Origin of the sequence: Paraburkholderia hospita, assembly GCF_002902965.1 — a bacterium.
Lineage (GTDB): Bacteria > Pseudomonadota > Gammaproteobacteria > Burkholderiales > Burkholderiaceae > Paraburkholderia > Paraburkholderia hospita.
Map to the genome: position 1 here is coordinate 335,052 of NZ_CP026106.1, position 16,456 is coordinate 351,507.

The 16,456-nt window shown below is 64.4% G+C and carries 15 protein-coding genes; 8 read left to right on the top strand and 7 right to left on the bottom strand.

Features of this window, described 5'->3' with window-relative positions; translation table 11 throughout:
- Positions 1-3 precede the first annotated feature (3 nt).
- On the top strand, positions 4-1,413 hold the full coding sequence (locus C2L64_RS19845; RefSeq protein WP_009771603.1) for an aminotransferase-like domain-containing protein: 1,410 nt from the start codon (positions 4-6) through the stop codon (positions 1,411-1,413).
- Between the two features lie 24 nt (positions 1,414-1,437).
- Here C2L64_RS19845 and C2L64_RS19850 read toward each other — a convergent pair whose 3' ends face one another.
- The 5 genes from C2L64_RS19850 to C2L64_RS19870 all read right to left on the bottom strand — a co-directional run bounded on the left by C2L64_RS19850 (position 1,438) and on the right by C2L64_RS19870 (position 6,162).
- Entirely contained in the window at positions 1,438-1,629 is a 192-nt protein-coding gene (locus C2L64_RS19850) for a hypothetical protein (RefSeq protein WP_009771604.1), read from the bottom strand.
- A gap of 126 nt (positions 1,630-1,755) precedes the next feature.
- Complete coding sequence (locus C2L64_RS19855) at positions 1,756-3,255, bottom strand: diguanylate cyclase domain-containing protein (RefSeq protein WP_009771605.1); 1,500 nt, start codon at positions 3,253-3,255, stop codon at positions 1,756-1,758.
- Positions 3,256-3,485: 230 nt separating this feature from the next.
- Complete coding sequence (locus C2L64_RS19860) at positions 3,486-4,574, bottom strand: GGDEF domain-containing protein (RefSeq protein ID WP_009771606.1); 1,089 nt, start codon at positions 4,572-4,574, stop codon at positions 3,486-3,488.
- A 9-nt stretch (positions 4,575-4,583) separates the two neighbouring features.
- Positions 4,584-5,231: a hypothetical protein gene (locus tag C2L64_RS19865; protein ID WP_009771607.1), complete on the bottom strand. Its 648-nt coding sequence runs from the start codon at positions 5,229-5,231 to the stop codon at positions 4,584-4,586.
- Positions 5,232-5,541: 310 nt separating this feature from the next.
- Positions 5,542-6,162, bottom strand: a complete 621-nt coding sequence (locus C2L64_RS19870) for a LysE family translocator (RefSeq protein WP_009771608.1) — start codon at positions 6,160-6,162, stop codon at positions 5,542-5,544.
- 177 nt (positions 6,163-6,339) lie between these two features.
- Between C2L64_RS19870 and C2L64_RS19875 the strand changes: the two genes are divergently transcribed.
- The 5 genes from C2L64_RS19875 (at position 6,340) to C2L64_RS19895 (ending at position 11,450) form a co-directional block, all read left to right on the top strand.
- Positions 6,340-8,055: a SulP family inorganic anion transporter gene (locus C2L64_RS19875; RefSeq protein ID WP_009771609.1), complete on the top strand. Its 1,716-nt coding sequence runs from the start codon at positions 6,340-6,342 to the stop codon at positions 8,053-8,055.
- A gap of 295 nt (positions 8,056-8,350) precedes the next feature.
- A complete protein-coding gene (locus tag C2L64_RS19880) occupies positions 8,351-8,749 on the top strand; it encodes a VOC family protein (RefSeq protein WP_007748683.1) in 399 nt (132 codons plus the stop codon).
- A gap of 52 nt (positions 8,750-8,801) precedes the next feature.
- The gene (locus C2L64_RS19885; RefSeq protein ID WP_009771610.1) at positions 8,802-9,422 is read left to right on the top strand and encodes a hypothetical protein; all 621 of its coding nucleotides are present in this window, start codon (positions 8,802-8,804) and stop codon (positions 9,420-9,422) included.
- Between the two features lie 16 nt (positions 9,423-9,438).
- Positions 9,439-11,022: a GMC family oxidoreductase gene (locus C2L64_RS19890; RefSeq protein ID WP_009771611.1), complete on the top strand. Its 1,584-nt coding sequence runs from the start codon at positions 9,439-9,441 to the stop codon at positions 11,020-11,022.
- 80 nt (positions 11,023-11,102) lie between these two features.
- A complete protein-coding gene (locus tag C2L64_RS19895) occupies positions 11,103-11,450 on the top strand; it encodes a ribbon-helix-helix domain-containing protein (protein ID WP_009771612.1) in 348 nt (115 codons plus the stop codon).
- A gap of 43 nt (positions 11,451-11,493) precedes the next feature.
- Here the strand turns inward: C2L64_RS19895 and C2L64_RS19900 are convergent, their stop codons facing one another.
- Positions 11,494-12,555, bottom strand: a complete 1,062-nt coding sequence (locus tag C2L64_RS19900; protein WP_009771613.1) for a sensor domain-containing diguanylate cyclase — start codon at positions 12,553-12,555, stop codon at positions 11,494-11,496.
- Positions 12,556-12,669: 114 nt separating this feature from the next.
- Positions 12,670-13,593 carry a LysR family transcriptional regulator gene (locus tag C2L64_RS19905; protein WP_009771614.1) on the bottom strand — a complete coding sequence of 308 codons (924 nt, stop codon included), beginning with the start codon at positions 13,591-13,593 and terminating at the stop codon, positions 12,670-12,672.
- A gap of 111 nt (positions 13,594-13,704) precedes the next feature.
- Here C2L64_RS19905 and C2L64_RS19910 point away from each other — a divergent pair, with 111 nt between their 5' ends.
- The gene (locus C2L64_RS19910; protein WP_009771615.1) at positions 13,705-14,346 is read left to right on the top strand and encodes a glutathione S-transferase family protein; all 642 of its coding nucleotides are present in this window, start codon (positions 13,705-13,707) and stop codon (positions 14,344-14,346) included.
- 60 nt (positions 14,347-14,406) lie between these two features.
- On the top strand, positions 14,407-16,452 hold the full coding sequence (locus C2L64_RS19915; protein WP_009771616.1) for a 2Fe-2S iron-sulfur cluster-binding protein: 2,046 nt from the start codon (positions 14,407-14,409) through the stop codon (positions 16,450-16,452).
- Positions 16,453-16,456 lie beyond the last annotated feature (4 nt).

Genomic DNA, 16,456 nt, shown 5'->3' on the forward strand with positions numbered 1-16,456 from the left:
CTGATGATCGAACTCGAACTGGATCGTGACCGCCGTTTAGCGCCGACGCTCGTCGAGCAGGTGGTGCAAGGCTTCGCGCATGCAATCGACAGCCAGGCGCTGCGCGCCGGCGCGCTGTTGCCGTCGGTGCGGCAGCTTGCGCAATCGCATTCGCTGAGCACGTTCACGGTGACGGAGGCGTACAACCGGCTCGTGTCGATGGGCCTCGTGACGGCACGGCGCGGCTCCGGCTATCGCGTCGCGCCGCGCGCGCGGGCCGCGCATGCGAATACCGTCGACTGGCAGCCGCCCAGCCTCACGGCGACCTGGCTGCTGTCCGACGTGTTCGCCGACCATTCCATGCCGATCAAGGCGGGCGGCGGCTGGCTGCCCAACGAGTGGATCAACGAAACGGGCATGCAGCACGCATTTCGCGCGATGAGCCGCGTGCCCGCCGCGCGTCTCGGCGACTACGGGCATCCGTACGGCTTCGCGCCGCTGCGGGCGAAGATCGCCGAGCAGATGGACCGGCGCGGCCTGCCCGTCGAGGTGTCGAACGTGCTGCTGACGCAGGGCGCGACCCAGGCGCTCGACCTGATCGTGCGCACGCTGCTGCGCGCGGGCGATACCGTCGTCGTCGAAGATCCGGGCTACTGCAACCTGCTGCAAATTCTGAAGCTCGCCGGGCTGAACGTGATCGGCGTGCCGCGCACCCCGGCGGGCATCGATACGGACGTGCTGGAGCAAATCGTCGACGCGCATCATCCGAAGGCGATCTTCGTCAACACGACCTTGCAGAATCCGACGGGAGCGACCTACGGCATGGCGTCCGCGTTCCGACTGCTGCAGATCGCCGAGCGCAATCGCATGTGGGTGATCGAGGACGACGTGAGCCGCGAGCTTGGCTCCCCCGGCGCGCCGATTTTCGCGGCAATGGAGGGCTTACGCCGCGTGCTGTACATCAGCGGCTTTTCGAAGACGGTGACGCCCGCGTTGCGGTGCGGCTATGTCGTCGCCGAGCGCGACGTGCTGCGCGAGCTGGCGCGCACGAAGATGGCAGTTGGGCTGACGTCGTCGGAGGCGATCGAGCGGATCGTCGACAAGGTGTTGAACGAAGGGCGCTACGCGCGGCATGTCGAGCAGGTCAATGAGAGGCTGCGCGCGGCGCACGCGATCGTCGAGGAACGGCTGGATGCGCTGGGGCTCGAAGCGTTTCACCGGCCGCGCGCGGGGCTGTTCCTGTTCGCCCGCTTGCCCGTGGAGCCGGAGCGCGCGGGCGAGATCGCGACGGCGGCACTATCCGACGGCATCTGGCTCGCGCCAGGTTCCTATTTCCGTCCCGACGATGCGCCGAGCGCGTGGTTCCGCTTCAACGTCCCGCATTCGACCGATGACGCGTTGTGGCGCTTCATCGAGCGAATCGGCCGGGGCTGAGCACGGGAGGCGCGACAGGTAACGTCAGGGCCTGGCAAGCGAGTCGATCAGTTCGCCGATGTTTGCCGCGCCGACATTATCTTCCAGCAGCCCGATGAACACGCGGCTGTACAGCTGATCCCGCTGGACTTCGAGCAGATCCGCGCGGGCGTTCGCGATCGCTTCTGCCGCGCGGTGCGCCGAACTGACGATGCGTTGTGCAAGTTTCTTTTCCATACACTGCGCTAACGACAGCAAGCCGCAAAGCTTGAGCCGGTTTCCCTGTTTTAGAAGCATTCGTTGCGCCGCGACCAAACTGTGGGCCGAACGCGTTGTATGGCTCTGCCCCGAGTTGTCCGCGTATCACGCGACGAGCGCATTTTTTGCCCTTGGCGCGCGGTTCGCGCGGCTGAGTTCCTTTGCGTCGTACATCACCCGGTCCGCGCTTTTCACCAGATCCTCCGCGCGTTCGCCGGGTTGCAGCACCGCGATGCCGAGGCTCGCGCACACGCGGTACGCATTGCCGTGCACGCTGACGGGCACCTCCAGCGCCGCCGTGATCGCGGCGGCGACCTCGGGCGCCAGCGCCGCGTCGTCCTCGATCACGACCAGGAACTCGTCGCCGCCCAGCCGTCCGACCTGCGCTCGGCCCTGCGCAACATCCGTCAGGCGCCGCGCGATCTCAGCAAGAATCGTGTCGCCCAGATGGTGGCCAAACGTATCGTTGAGCTCCTTGAAGCGGTCCAGGTCGACGAAAATCACGGCCACGCGGCCAGCGGCGTCCGGCGCGGCGACGGCTTCATCGAGCAGATCCATGATGCAGCCGCGATTGGACAGACCCGTCAGGCGGTCGGTATGCGCGAGCCGGTGCAACTGCTCCCGGCCCTTCAGCAGTTTCAGGATCAGCGCGGCGATCCACGTGGACAGTCCGACCAGAATCGCCGAAATCACGCTTGCCATCGTCACGTAGACACGGCGCATCCGGTAGTAGTCGTCGAGCGTCTCGGCGACGGACAGGCCCGCCATCACCGTGAGCCCGTACCGCTTGACCTCGCGGCGCGCGATGATGCGCTCCACGCGGTCGATCGGGTCGGTGAACATTTCGTCGTTCGCACGCGGATCGACGTAGCCCGTCGGCAGCGACTCGCCCGTGCGGCTCGGCGCGTCGCCTGCGCGGCGCGACAGCATCGAGCCTCGGCCCGACAGCACCGCGATCATGCCGTGCTCGCCGAGCGCGGCGCTCGTGTAAAAGCCGTCGGTGAGCCAGGCGGGATTCTCCGACACGATCACGACGCCGCCGAAGCTGCCGTCCGGACGGTTGATGCGCCGCGTCGCCTGAATCGACCATTGCCGCGAGATGCGGCCAATCAGCGGTTCACTGAGGAACAGCCCGACATCGGCTCGCTCGCGATGCACGCGAAAGTGCTTGCGGTCGCTGAGGTCGATCGCGCCGGAAAACGGAATCGTCGACGCGATCACATGGCCGTCCGCGCCGGCTAATGTGACTTGCAGCGCCGTGTCGGCGGTGATGAGGCCGTAAGCCTGGTATTTCTTGAGGTCGAAGGTGTCGGGCGAGCTTTCGTAGCCGTATTTGACCAGCAGCGCAATCGTGTCGACGTCGTGAATCGTTTTCAGCGTGTGCGTGTCGAGCGCGCCCGCGACGGTGCCGGCCGCGACACGCGCGTCGTGCAGCACGGCTGTCTTTTCGACGCGCAGGCGCATCAGGATCGTGACCCACAAAACAGCGAGGATCAGCACGGTCAGCGCGGGCAACAGAATGAACGCGCGATGCGGCGCGTTGCCGTGACCGCGGGGCCGCAAGCGCTTGATGGATGTGCGAAGTCTGCCTGTCAACGACCTCATTACGGACGCGATGTTCTTCACTGGCTGATGGTTGACGCGTGAGGCACTTCAACTCGACCGTTCATAGGAGACGGCGCGCATGCTGCCGCGCCTTGCTGAACCCTTATAACGGCAGCGCCGGACGGAAGTTGATTGTGTTTCTCAGATTCGATTGAAACAGCATGGACGTGCTGAACTGGCGGCGTTGATCGCTGGAATCGACTCGATGGAAGCGGTGCCTCGCGTCGAAATCATGCGGGCGGAATGGGGCTGACGGCGAACGCGTAGCCATTCTTGCCGTGGCGTTTGACTTCGTACATCGCGCCGTCGGCGGCGGCGACGAGCAGCCGGTGATCGGCGACGCGATCGGGATAGGTCGCGATGCCGACGCTCGCGCGCACGAAGCCGAGGCCCATTTGCGTGTCGGTTTCGCCGACACAGTTCATCAGCCGCGCGGCGATGCCCGCGAGTTCCGTGTCGTTGCCGAAGCCGGAGACGAGCGCCGCGAATTCGTCGCCGCCCATGCGCGCGACCATATCGCTGGGCCGCAGCGACTGGCGAAAGCGCTGCGCGAGCACGATTAGAAATTCGTCGCCGATGGCGTGACCCAGGGTGTCGTTGACCTGCTTGAAGCCGTCGAGGTCGACATACAGCACCGCGCATTTGCCGGGCGCGCGCTCGGCTGCGATGCGGTCGAGCCGCGCGAGCAGTTGCTGGCGGTTGGGCAGGCCCGTCATCGCGTCATGCTGGGCGGCGTGGCGGAACTGATGCGTGAGACCCGCGAGCCGCCGATGCCGCCGCGCAAACACGACGAGCGCCGCGAACAGCGCGCCCGTCACCACGACGGTCAGCACGGCGAGCACGCTCGCGACGCGCAGCGTGCGCCGGCGGACATCGTGACTGACGGCGTCGCGTCGCGCGTGCCAGTAGTCCGCCGTGGCCGCGAGCGACTGCTTCAGTTCGTCAAGACTTTTTGCTGTTGCATTGGCTTGCGGCAAGCGCGGCGCGGGAACGGGGCTCGATCCGATCAGCGCGTCGAGTTCGGTGACGCGTGCGCCCAGTTCGTCGAGCGCTTGCTGGTATGTCGCGTTAGCGCCATTCGAAGGCGCGTTGCGCTTCAGCAGGCTCGCGACGTTGAGCGCGCTGTCGGCCCGCCCGACGGCTTCCAGCACGAGCGTTGCGTATTGCTGCTGGAAGTGATCGGAGAATAGCGCCTTGACCTGCACGGCGACATAGAGCAGCCCGACCACGAGGCATGCGAGCGCGAGCGCGCCGACCACGATCGGCTGCGGGCGCCATCGCGGGCTGAGCGGGCGGATCGGCGTGACGGTTTGCTTCACGCCGGTGGGCTAGGGGTGCGAATACGGATCGGGGTTGTTGCCGGGCTCTCGGGTGCGGCGGTGGTAGCCGACCTTGCGGAACATCGCGGTCAGCCGCGACACGAACGTTTCCTTCGGTTTCGCCCGTTGCGCATGGCGCGCGGCGTTGCCCTGCTGCTTGCCACGGTCGGCGCGAGCGGCGGCGGAATTGTTTGGCCCGGGCGCGGTGCGCGCGGCTTGCGACGAGTCGTCCGGGTCCGCGTCTGCGTCCGTGTTGTCGTCGGCTGTCTGCGCTGCGGCGAGCGAGTCGGTGTTGGTGGGCGCGGGCTTTTGCGTCGGCGGTGCCGGTATCACGCGGCCCGACACTGAACTCGTCGGCACAGCTGCAGTTGCATGGCTCGGGATGCGCAGATCGCCGTTCGCGCTGGTTGCCGTTGTGGGCAGCGGGCGCCGGGCTGATTCGACGGCTTCGGCGTAGGCCACCTGGTCGCGGTTGAACCAGATCACATACGCAGCCGTGCCCATCACGCCGACGGCGAGACCCATCGCCGAGATCAGACAGATCTGCACCCAGCTGTAATGCCGTGCCTGCGGATCGTCGCTATCCGGCAGAGGCGCGCTGTCGTACTGCTGCTGCCGGCCGCCGCGCTCGCGGTCCGGAGATTCCTGTGCGTCCATGTGTGCAACGCCTCCGACCCTTGCGGTCTGCGTCTGTCAATGGCGGGACTGGCGCGTCGCGTACGCGCCGGTGAAATCTGCTCGGAGATAACCGTGGTCTTGGAGCAATTATCGAGCCCGTCAAATGCCGCAATCCGGCGATGATGCCGGCGAGGACAGCGTTGAGCCCGCTCGCGAGAACAGGGTTATGTGTTGGCTATTCTACTTTCAATTCGCGAGACGGGCCGTGGCGGAAAACGGACATTTGAAGCGCGCCGCGGCTGGCCAAAATGGCGTGCAAGGCGAGAAAAATTTCCAGACTGTCCGCGCGTCACGCGAGCAGGCGCAACACGATGGGATAAAGCGTCGCGACGAGCATCAACGCCATCGCGATGTTGAACGTGCGCAGCCACACAGGGTTCGACAACGCGCGGCGCATCGCAGTGCCGAACGCGGCCCACAGGCAGATGCACGGCAAGCCGATCACATAGAACAGCACGGCCATCAACAGCGCGTTGATGCCGAAGTCGGCGCTCAGATGAATCGTCGTCGCGGCCGTGAGCACCATCATCCACGCCTTCGGATTGACCCACTGGAAGGCGATCGCTTCATGAAAGCGCATCGGGCGGCGCTCGCCCTTCTTGACCTGCATCTCGCCCGACGTGCCGATTTTCCACGCGAGGTACAGCAGATACACGACGCTCAGCACTTCGAGCACCGTGTACAGCACCTCGAAGCGGCGGAACGCTTCGCCAAGCCCGAATCCCACTGACAGCATCAGCAACGCGACGCCCGCGCTGATCCCGAGAATATGCGGCAGCGTGCGGCGAAAACCGAAATTGACGCCGGATGCGAGCAGCATCGTATTGTTCGGTCCGGGCGTGATGGTCGTGACGAGCGCGAACAGGATGCCGGCGGGCAGGGCGCCGGCGCTCAGGATGTCGAGGGTCATGGTCGGCTCCGCAAACTATTTCGAGATTGGCGACAGTGTACCGATCGGAGCCGGTACAGTACCGGTACAGATGTGTGAATGATTTCCGGTACGGAGCGCGGATATGCGCCGAGGCTCCTTGCCACAGCGCAAGCATTCAGGGCAGGATGCGTGGATAGCACTCCAACGTACTTGAGCATGCATAACTCAAAAGAAAAATCTTCAGCATCCCTGAGCCTTCTGAAAGGCATCCTTCCGATCGGCCGGGCGAGCGCATGGCGCGACGTGTTCTCCGGCATCTCGCTCGCGTCGATGGACATACCGCAGGTGCTCGGCTACGCGCGCATCGCCGGCATGCCCGCCGTGACGGGGCTGTACACCGTATTTCTGCCGCTCGTGGCGTTCGCGTTCTTCGGCGCGTCGCGCCACCTCGTGGTCGCCGCCGACTCGGCCACGGCGACCATCTTCGCCAGCCGCGCGTCGACCATTGCGCCGATGGGCAGTGTCGAGTATGTCGCGCTGGCGGGCATGGTCGCATTGCTGACGGCGGCGCTCCTGTTGGTTGCCCGCATCTTCAGGCTCGGCTTTCTCGCCGATTTCCTCTCGCGTACCGTGCTGGTCGGCTTCCTGACGGGCGTGGGCATACAGGTATCGATTGCGATGCTGGGCGACATGTTCGGCATGACCGTGCCGTATCCTTCGTCGCGGAGTCTTGCGCAACTGGTTTATGTGATCGGGCATGTCGTGCATGCGCAACTGCCGACGCTCGCGCTCACCGTGCTGGTGGTGGGCGCGATTCTCGTCGGCAAGCGCTTCTTGCCGCGCGTGCCGATTCCCCTCTTCGCCGTGATAGGCAGCATCGCCGCGAGCAAGACCTACGATTTCGCCGGGCACGGCATTACCATCCTCGGCCCGATCAGCGGCGGTCTGCCGCCGTTCGCGTTTCCGGCTGTCACGTGGCAACAGTTTCTCGACCTCGTGCCCGTGGCGGCGTCGTGCTTCGTAATGATCATTGCGCAAAGCGCTGCCGCGGCTCGCGTGTTCGCGCAGCAGTATCACGAAGAAGTGGACACCAACGCGGACATCCTCGGGCTGGCCGCGGCCAATGCAGCTGCCGCATTCAGCGGCACGTTCGTCGTCAACGGCAGTCCGACGCAGACAGCGATGGCCGAACGCGCCGGCACGCGCAGCCAGATCGGGCAATTGGCGTTCGCGGGTGTGGTCGTCGTCGTGCTGCTGTTTCTGAGCTCGTATCTGCAATACCTGCCGCATTGCGTGCTCGCCGGGATCGTGTTCACGATCGCGGTCGGTCTCGTCAACGTGCCGAGCCTCGCGGCGATCCGCGCCGAAAGCCCCGGCGAGTTCACGCTCGCGCTCATCACGGCGGCAGCCGTCGTGATGGTCGGCGTCGAGCATGGCATTCTGCTCGCCGTCGCGTTGTCGCTGCTGCGGCATGTGCGGCACAGCTATCGCCCGCATACGATGGTGATGGAACCGTCGCCCGCCAGCGGAAGATGGCAGCCCGTGCCCGCGAAGCCGGGCATCATGACCGCGCCGGGACTCATCGTGTACCGCTTCGGCTCCGATCTGTTCTTCGCCAACGATCATGTCTTCACAGCGGAAGTGATCGAACTCGTCGATGCGGCATCAGGCGACCTCCATTCGCTGGTCATCGATGCCGGCGCGATCACCGCACTCGACTATTCGGCGGCCCTCACGCTGAGCGATCTGATTGCGGATCTGCAGGAGCGCAAGGTGGCTGTCATCTTCGGGCGAGTGAATCCTTATCTGCGCGCCGATATGGACCGGCATCGTATAACGCAGGTCGTCGGCGAGTCGAACGTATTCGACACGCTGCATGAAGCGCTCGCGCATGCGGGCATCAGCCCGCCGCACGAGGTGAACGCTTTATAGGCTCGCGGTCATCCAGCAGATGGCGCATCGCAGCAGCCACGCTGCGACATTCGCACGGGCCTATCGCTTACCCTGGATCGTGCGTCGAACAGCAGCATGCGCCGTGCGCGCATGCTGCGCCGCACTTCATTGCCCGACGGCGCATCGCATCGTCTTCACACTCGAAGACACCTTCCGATCCCATCGCACCCGCACGCATCTGCAGCATAGGGCAAGTCCCTAAGCGCATTTAGCCCTGCATTACCACGGCGCACATTGCCCTCCTACACTCAGCATCAAACGGAGGAGGGACGACATGGCCAAGATGATCCACACGATGGTCCGCATTCAGGATCTCGACCGCTCGCTGAAGTTCTATCAGCGTGCGTTCGGGCTCGAGCCTTCGCATCGGCTCGATTTTCCGGATTTCTCGCTTGTCTATCTGCGCAACGACGAATCCGACAACGAGATCGAACTCACCTGGAACAAGGGACGCGAAGACGCGTACTCGCATGGCGACGGTTACGGGCACGTCGCGTTCGTCGTCGACGACGTGAAGCGGGAGCGCGAGCGTCTCCTTCAACTCGGCATGACGCCGAACGACGTGCGCGAATTCAAGAACGACGACGGCGCGTTGCTCGCGCGTTACTTCTTCATTCAGGACCCGGACGGCTACAAGATCGAAGTGCTCGAACGGCACGGACATTACCAATAGAAAGCCGCGCATGACGCGGTACCCCCACAACACAACCATCAAGGAGACAGGCATGAGTCACAGAGTGATTCCAATCGCCGCAACGTCTGCCACGGCTCATGAGCCGGATGCACCGCATGCGCCGCGCTCGCTGGCGAGGCGCGAGTGGCTCAAGGGCACGGGTGTGCTGATCGGCACGCTCGCGTTCCCGTCGATCCTCGCGACGCTTGCGCCCAGCCGCGTATGGGCGCTCGAAATGCAGGCGCTCGATACGCATCAAGGCGCGGTGCTGCTCGCCTTCGTCAAGCAGCAATACCCGCACAAGACGCTCGACGACGCGGTCTATGCGCTCGTCGTCAAGGACCTCGACGCGAAGGCGCAGAAAGACCCGGCCGTGCGTCAGCAACTCGCCGACGGCGTGAAGCAGCTCGACGCGCTCAACGGTTCGGACTGGACCAAACGCACGCCCGCCGAGCAGGCGCGCGATGTCGCCGCGATGCAGAAAACGCCGTTCTTCACGACCGTGCGCACGACGGCCATCGTCTCGCTGTACAGCAACGACATGGCGTATGCGCACTTCGGCTACGGCGCGGCGCAAGGCGACGGCGGCTATCTGACCAAGGGCTTCAACGATCTGGCGTGGCTGCCGAATCCGCCCGCCGCCGCGAGCGGTCCGATTCCCACCGACAGCTGAGCAACGGAGACCTGACATGGACGACAACAACAAGGTGCATTTCTCGCACAACGATGCGCGCGCCGTGGTCATCATCGGCTCCGGCGCGGGCGGCGGCACGCTGGCGAACGAGCTGGCGCAAAAGGGCATCGACGTGATCGTGCTCGAAGCGGGCAAGATGCATACGCAAGGCGACTTCACCACAGACGAATGGGGCTCGTTCTCGATGCTGTCGTGGCTCGACAAGCGTACGACGTCGGGCACGTGGCGCGTTGCCACCGACTTCCCGAACCTGCCCGCGTGGATCTGCAAGACAGTCGGCGGCACGACGACACACTGGGCGGGCGCGAGCCTGCGCATCAAGCCCCACGAATTCAAGGCGAAAACGAACTACGGCACGATCAAGGACGCGAACCTGCTCGACTGGCCCGTGACGGGCGAGGAGATGGCGCCGTGGTACGACCGCGCCGAAAAGAAAATGGGCGTGACGCGCACGAACGGTTTGCCTGGGCTGCCTGGCAACAACAACTTCAAGGTGATGTACAACGGCGCAACGAAGGTCGGCTACAAGGAATGCAACACCGGCCACATGGCGACCAACAGCATCGCGCGCGACGACCGCGCGCATTGCTTCCAACGCGGCTTCTGCTTCCAGGGCTGCCGCACAGGTGCGAAATGGTCGACGCTCTACACGGAGATTCCGCGCGCGCAAGCCACGGGTCACATGGAATTGCGCACCCAGGCGCAGGTCGTGAAGATCGAAACGGATGCGAAGGGCAAGGCAAGCGCCGTCGTCTATTACGACGCCGCCGGCAAGCTGCAACGCCAGAAGGCGCGGATCGTCGCGGTGGCGGGCAATGCGATCGAAACGCCACGTCTCTTGCTGAATTCGCATTCGAGCCGCTTCCCTGACGGGCTGGCGAATTCGTCGGGACAGGTGGGACGCAACTACATGCGTCACACGACGGGCTCCGTCTATGCCGTGTTCAACGACAAGGTCGACATGTACAAGGGCACGACGATGGCGGGCATCATCGAAGACGAAGCGCGCTTCGATACGTCGCGTGGTTTCGCGGGCGGCTATCACATGGAGACGGTGTCGCTGGGGCTGTCTTTCTATGCGGCGTTTCTCGATCCCGGCGCATGGGGCTCGGACTTCACCCAGGCGATGGACGCGTATCCGTACACGGCAGGCATGTGGATCGTCGGCGAAGACATGCCGCGCGAAACCAACCGCATCACGCTGAATACCGACGTGAAGGACCAGTACGGCCTGCCTGTGCCCAATGTGCATTTCGACGACCATCCGAACGACGAAGCGATGCGCGAGCACGGCTTCAAACAGGGCAGCGCCGTGTATCAGGCGGCGGGCGCGAAGACCGTGTATAAGGTGCCGCCCTATCCGTCGACGCACAACCTCGGCACCGCGCGCATGAGCGCGAAAGCGCAGGATGGCGTGTGCAACCGTTTCGGCCAGACGCATGACGTGCCGAACCTGTTCATCTCCGACGGCAGCCAGTTCACGACGGGCGCGGCGGAAAACCCGACCTTGACCATCGTGACGCTGGCGATCCGTCAGGCCGACTACATCGCAGGGCAGATGAACAGGCGCACAATCTGATCGACGCACGTGAACTCATCGAGTGCGGCAGGCGGACGCGATGAACGCCGCCGCACTCATACGAACAATGGAGACAAACCATGTGCAATGTCTACGTGAACGCGGACCCGATCCTGTACGAATCGCGCACGCGTTCGCTGCGCATCCACGGCGTGATTACGACTGTGCGTCTGGAGAATCTCTTCTGGGACGTGCTGCATGAAATCGCGTCGCGCGAGAACATGACGACCACGCAATTCGCCGTCAAGCTCTACGACGAACTCATCGCGCTGCGCGGTGAAGTGCCGAGCAATTTCGCATCGTTCCTGCGCGTGTGTTGCTTGAGGTATCTGTCGATCGTCGCGGGCAAAAGCGAGTTAACCAGCTTTCCCGTCCCCGTCCCCATTCCCGTGCCCGAGGTGAAACCGCGTGTGCTGAAGACGGTGTGATCCCGTCGCGCTGTTTCTTTCAAAGTGCATGTGAACGCGCGCCTCAGCGCGAGTGCGTGCGGAACGCCTCGCCACCCAGACCCGCGCGATCGACGGCGACGATGCGGTTGCGGCCGTTGTCCTTCGCCTGATACAGCTGCGCGTCGATCAGGTTGATGAACGCGGTCGTGTCCATTCCGCCGGACAAATCATTCGGCACGATGGTGCCTACGCCGAAACTCGCCGTCACGCGCTGCTGATGCGGCGAGCGCACATGCGCGATCGCCTCGGCATCGATCAGATCGCGGCAGCGTTCGGCCATTTTCACGGCCATATCCGCGTCCGTGTCCGGCAGCACCAGCACAAATTCCTCGCCGCCGAATCGTCCGAGAAAATCGCCGTCACGCGCGGCCTGTGCGAGCACGCCAGCGACGCGCTTCAGGCATTCATCGCCCTGGAGGTGGCCGTAGTAGTCGTTGTAGGCCTTGAAGAAGTCGATATCGATCATGATCAGCGACAGCGGCTTGCCGCTTTCCTGACCCGCAGCCCACTCGCGCTGCATCACGGCGTCGAACATGCGGCGGTTGCCCGCGCCCGTCAGTCCGTCCTTGAACGACAGGTCTTCGAGTTCCTTCTGCAGACGCGCGAGCTTTTCTTCCGTGCGCTTGCGTTCGCTGATGTCGAACATGAAGCCGATCAGCGAATCGACGCCGCCATCGGGCGTGCGCACTACATGCACGACGTCGCGCAGCCACACGTAGCCGCCGTCTTTCGTCAGCGCGCGATAGTCCGCTTCGTGATCGGTGCCCGCCTGCGACTGCGCGACGCAAAACTCGACCACCTTCTGCCGGTCATCGGGATGCATCCGTTCGGCCCAGTCGTTGACCGTTTTCCACGACGACGGCGCCCAGCCGAGCAGCGCCTCGATCTGCGGGCCGATGTAGGTGAAAGCCATCGTCGCCCAGTCGATCTTCCACGGAATCGCTTTGGTCGATTCGAGCAGCGTGCGATACACGGCGCTGTCGTGTTCGAGCCGCTCGCCTTCGGCGCGCATGCTGGCACTGGCATCGTCATGGCGCAGAAACGCGGCGCCGAGCATGTCTTGCGTGTCGTCGATGTTTTTCATGGTCGCTTCGTGTTGGTCGCTTTGTGTTGGTCGATTACGCACAACGGGGTATCTCGTCACGTCAACGGCACGGCAACACCGCCGCTTGATCGGCTGAAACCCGGACGGACAATTCTACTGATGCAGTGGCGCCGCGTCGCGCGCGAGGTACGTCCTGAACGTCTCGATCAGCGCACGGACCTTGGACGGCGTGTGCTGCGTCGGCGGAAATACGGCCTGAATGCCCGCCGGTTCCGTCGACCATTCGGGCAGCAGCCGAACGAGGCGTCCCGCCGCGACGTCGTTGCCGATCGAAAAGTCCGTCAACAGCCCCAGTCCGCCGCCCGCGAGCGTCGCCGCGCGCGCGGCTGCCGCCGTGTTCACGAGAAACGCGTTCTCGCAACGGACGCTTTCCGTCGCGCCTTTCGTGTGGCGCATGTCGAGCGTGTGCGGGTGCGGCAAAACCGTCAGCGCGACGAAAGGCATTGCAGGGAGATCGGCGGGCGTCTGCGGCTCGCCCCAGGTCTCGATGAACGCGGGACTCGCGACGACCCATTTCTCGTAGCGCCCCAGCATCACTGCGCGATAGTTCGAATCCGCGAGACGACCGAGCCGGATCGCGACGTCGATGCCGTCCGCGATCAGATCGACAACGTGGTCGCTACACAGCAGTTCGATATCGAGCCGTGGATGCGTGCGGCGCAGTTCGACCAGCACGGGGGCGACCACGAGCGTGCCGTAGTCGATCGGGCAACTCACGCGCAGCGTGCCGCGCACGGGCGCTTCCTCGCCGCCGATTTCAGCCAGCGCTTCCTCTGCGGCGCGCAGGATCTTCACGCTCGCGTCGTAGAACGCGCGGCCTGCCTCGGTGATGCCGAGACGGCGCGTTGTGCGTACCAGCAGGCTCGCGCCCACTTCCGCTTCGAGCCGCTGCATGTGCGTGCTGACCATCGTCTTCGCGAGCCCGAGCCGCGTGGCGGCCGCCGTCAGCGAACCCGCTTCGACCACGGCGACGAAGACGGCCAGCCGGTTCAGGTTCACGTCGCGCACGTCGGCCATGTCGATTGTCCACTTTCAGATGATTGTGTTTTCAAGGTTATCAGGCTTCTGCGGCCGTGCGCCGCACATTAAGCTTCGTATTGTCCAATATGACTGAACCCGGAGAGACGAATGCCCGCAGCCAAGCCCGCCCAGCCGATCCGCCTGTACACGACCCTGCTATCGGGTCATGGGCATCGCGTGAAGCTGTTCCTGACTTTGCTCGAGCTGCCGTTCGAAGTGACCGAACTGGACATGCGCGCCGGTAACAACCGCAAGCCCGAGTATCTGGCGTTGAATCCGTTCGGCCAGGTGCCCACCATCCAGGACGGCGATGTGACGCTGTTCGATTCGAACGCGATTCTGGTGTACCTGGCAAAGCGCTACGGTGACCCGTCGTGGCTGCCGGAAGACCCGCTCGGCGCGGCGGCCGTACAGCGCTGGCTGTCGCTGGCGGCGGGGCAGATCGCGTTTGGCCCGTGCTCCGCACGGCTCGTCACCGTGTTCGGTGCGCCGCTGAATCATGAGACGGCGAAGGGCATCGCGGTGAAGCTGTTCGACGTGATCGACCGCGAATTGGCCGCGAAGCCGTTCGCAGCAGGCGAGCACGTGACGATCGCCGATATCGCCGCGCACACGTATATCGCGCACGCGCCGGAAGGCGGCGTGTCGCTGGAGCCGTATCCGAACATTCGCGCGTGGCTGCGTCGCGTGGAGGCGCTGCCGCGCTTCATCGCGATGCCGGCGACGAAAGCGGGGCTGCTCGCCGAGTAGTCAGCGACGAGCGGTTCCGTACGACGCAACACGCTGACGTATTGCCTGCAGGAGCCTGACATGTCCGATTTCATTCCTCTGAACGGCTGGGGCCTCGACACCTCGCCGTTTCACGCCGACGAACTCGCCGCGCAGCGGCTCGCAGGCGTGGACAGTCAGGCGAACTCGTCGGGGCGGCGCAGCATTCGCCGCTACATGCCGGACCAGCACCGCGAGTTCTTCGCGCAGCAGCCGTTCATGGTGTTCGGCGGCGTCGATGCGAGCGGGCAGCCGTGGGCGACGATTCGCACGGGCGAACCGGGCTTCGTGTCGTCGCCGGATGCGCGCACGCTGCGCATCGACAGCCGCGCGCTGCCCGGCGATCCGCTCGGCCCGCGCTGGCAGACGGGCGCGATGATCGGCGGCCTCGGCATTCAGCCGCATACGCGGCGGCGCAACCGGATCAATGGCGTCGTGACGGGCGTGGACGGCGATATGGTTACGCTCGAAGTGACCCAGAGCTTCGGGAACTGCGCGAAGTACATTCAGGGGCGTGTGCCGACTTTCATCGACCGTGCTGAAGGTGGCCTTTTAGTGCCGCAGGAAATCTCGACGCACTTGAGCGACGCGGACCGCGCATTCCTCGCACGCGCCGACACGTTCTTCATCGCGAGCGCGAATGTGGCGGATGACGCAGGCTTTGCGCGCGGCGTCGACGTGTCGCATCGCGGCGGCGCGCCGGGCTTCGTGCACATCGACGACGCGGCGACGCTCACTACGCCCGACTTCACGGGCAACAAGTTCTTCAACACGATCGGCAATCTGCTGCACGATCCGCGCGCGGGCCTGCTGTTCATCGACTTCGCGAGCGGTGATCTGCTGTATCTCGCCGTGCGCGCCGAGATCATCTGGCAGGGCGCCGAACTGGCCGCTTTCGAAGGCGCCGAAAGGTTGATGCGTTTCCATGTGCAGGAAGTGCGGCGCAGCAAGGGCGTGCTGCCGTTTCGCTGGTCCGATGTCGAATACGCGCCGCAGTTCGCAGCAGCAATTCGCAAGGCGGCTGCCGCGTCGCCGTGGCACAAGCTGAAGGTGGCGGCTGTCGTCGAAGAGACGGCTTCGATTCGCTCGTTCTATTTCGAATCCACCGACGGCGCGCCGTTGCCTGCGTATCAGCCGGGCCAGTATTTGCCGATTCGCGTGCCCGTCGAAGGACACGATGCGCCGCTGACGCGCACTTATACGCTGTCTGACGCGCACGATCCGCACCATTACCGGATCAGCGTGAAGCGCGAGGGCATTGCGTCGAACTGGCTGCACGGCCATCTCGTGGCGGGCATGGAGATCGAGGCGATGGCGCCGCGCGGCGCATTCGCCTTCGACGCGCACAGCCCGCGGCCGGCGGTGTTCATTTCCGCCGGCATCGGCATCACGCCGATGATCGCGATGCTCCATCACGAACTGAACACGCGCGTCGCGGACGATAGTCAGGCAAAACGTCTGTTCTTCTTTCATGGCGCGCGCAGCGATCGCGATCGTCCGTTCAGCGCGCATCTGAAAGACGTGGCGGCGCGTTATCCGTCGGTGTCGCTGAATCTATTCGACAGCGCAGGGAGTGGGCCTGCCGAAGGCATCACGCAAGGGCGCGTGGACATCGCCGCGTTGAAGCGCGCGCTGTCGTTCGACGACTACGATTTCTATCTATGCGGTCCCGAGCAGTTCATGCGCGACCTGTATGAAGGTTTGCGCGCGCTGAACGTCGCTGACGAGCGCATCCGTTTCGAAGCATTCGGGCCTGCCAGCGTGAAGCGCACGCCGATGCTTGCCGAACCCGCCGCGGAAGAAAAGGCCGAAGCAGGCGGCGCGCAAGTGACATTCGCGCGCTCGCAACGCACCGTCCAATGGCTGCCGAAGCATGGCAGCCTGCTCGACTTCGCGGAAAAACACGGCATCGAAGCGCAATCGAGTTGCCGTTCAGGCATGTGCGGCACGTGTTCGACGAAAGTGTTGTCGGGACAGGTCGCGTACGACGGCGAAATCGAAGTGGAAGTCGCGGACGGTTGCGCGTTGATTTGTATGGCGCATCCCGTTGTGGAAGGGGAGCGTGCGAGCCTGACGCTGGACCTGTGAGCCT

Bases quoted from the DNA above. Each gene is read 5' to 3' on its own strand.
- C2L64_RS19845 (WP_009771603.1), top strand. From the start codon at position 4: ATGATCGAACTCGAACTGGATCGTGACCGCCGTTTAGCGCCGACGCTC.
- C2L64_RS19865 (WP_009771607.1), bottom strand. From the start codon at position 5,231: ATGGACGCACAGGAATCTCCGGACCGCGAGCGCGGCGGCCGGCAGCAG.
- C2L64_RS19870 (WP_009771608.1), bottom strand. From the start codon at position 6,162: ATGACCCTCGACATCCTGAGCGCCGGCGCCCTGCCCGCCGGCATCCTG.
- C2L64_RS19890 (WP_009771611.1), top strand. From the start codon at position 9,439: ATGGACGACAACAACAAGGTGCATTTCTCGCACAACGATGCGCGCGCC.
- C2L64_RS19855 (WP_009771605.1), bottom strand. From the start codon at position 3,255: ATGAGGTCGTTGACAGGCAGACTTCGCACATCCATCAAGCGCTTGCGG.
- C2L64_RS19850 (WP_009771604.1), bottom strand. From the start codon at position 1,629: ATGGAAAAGAAACTTGCACAACGCATCGTCAGTTCGGCGCACCGCGCG.
- C2L64_RS19900 (WP_009771613.1), bottom strand. From the start codon at position 12,555: ATGAAAAACATCGACGACACGCAAGACATGCTCGGCGCCGCGTTTCTG.
- C2L64_RS19880 (WP_007748683.1), top strand. From the start codon at position 8,351: ATGGCCAAGATGATCCACACGATGGTCCGCATTCAGGATCTCGACCGC.
- C2L64_RS19910 (WP_009771615.1), top strand. From the start codon at position 13,705: ATGCCCGCAGCCAAGCCCGCCCAGCCGATCCGCCTGTACACGACCCTG.
- C2L64_RS19875 (WP_009771609.1), top strand. From the start codon at position 6,340: ATGCATAACTCAAAAGAAAAATCTTCAGCATCCCTGAGCCTTCTGAAA.
- C2L64_RS19905 (WP_009771614.1), bottom strand. From the start codon at position 13,593: ATGGCCGACGTGCGCGACGTGAACCTGAACCGGCTGGCCGTCTTCGTC.
- C2L64_RS19915 (WP_009771616.1), top strand. From the start codon at position 14,407: ATGTCCGATTTCATTCCTCTGAACGGCTGGGGCCTCGACACCTCGCCG.
- C2L64_RS19895 (WP_009771612.1), top strand. From the start codon at position 11,103: ATGTGCAATGTCTACGTGAACGCGGACCCGATCCTGTACGAATCGCGC.
- C2L64_RS19885 (WP_009771610.1), top strand. From the start codon at position 8,802: ATGAGTCACAGAGTGATTCCAATCGCCGCAACGTCTGCCACGGCTCAT.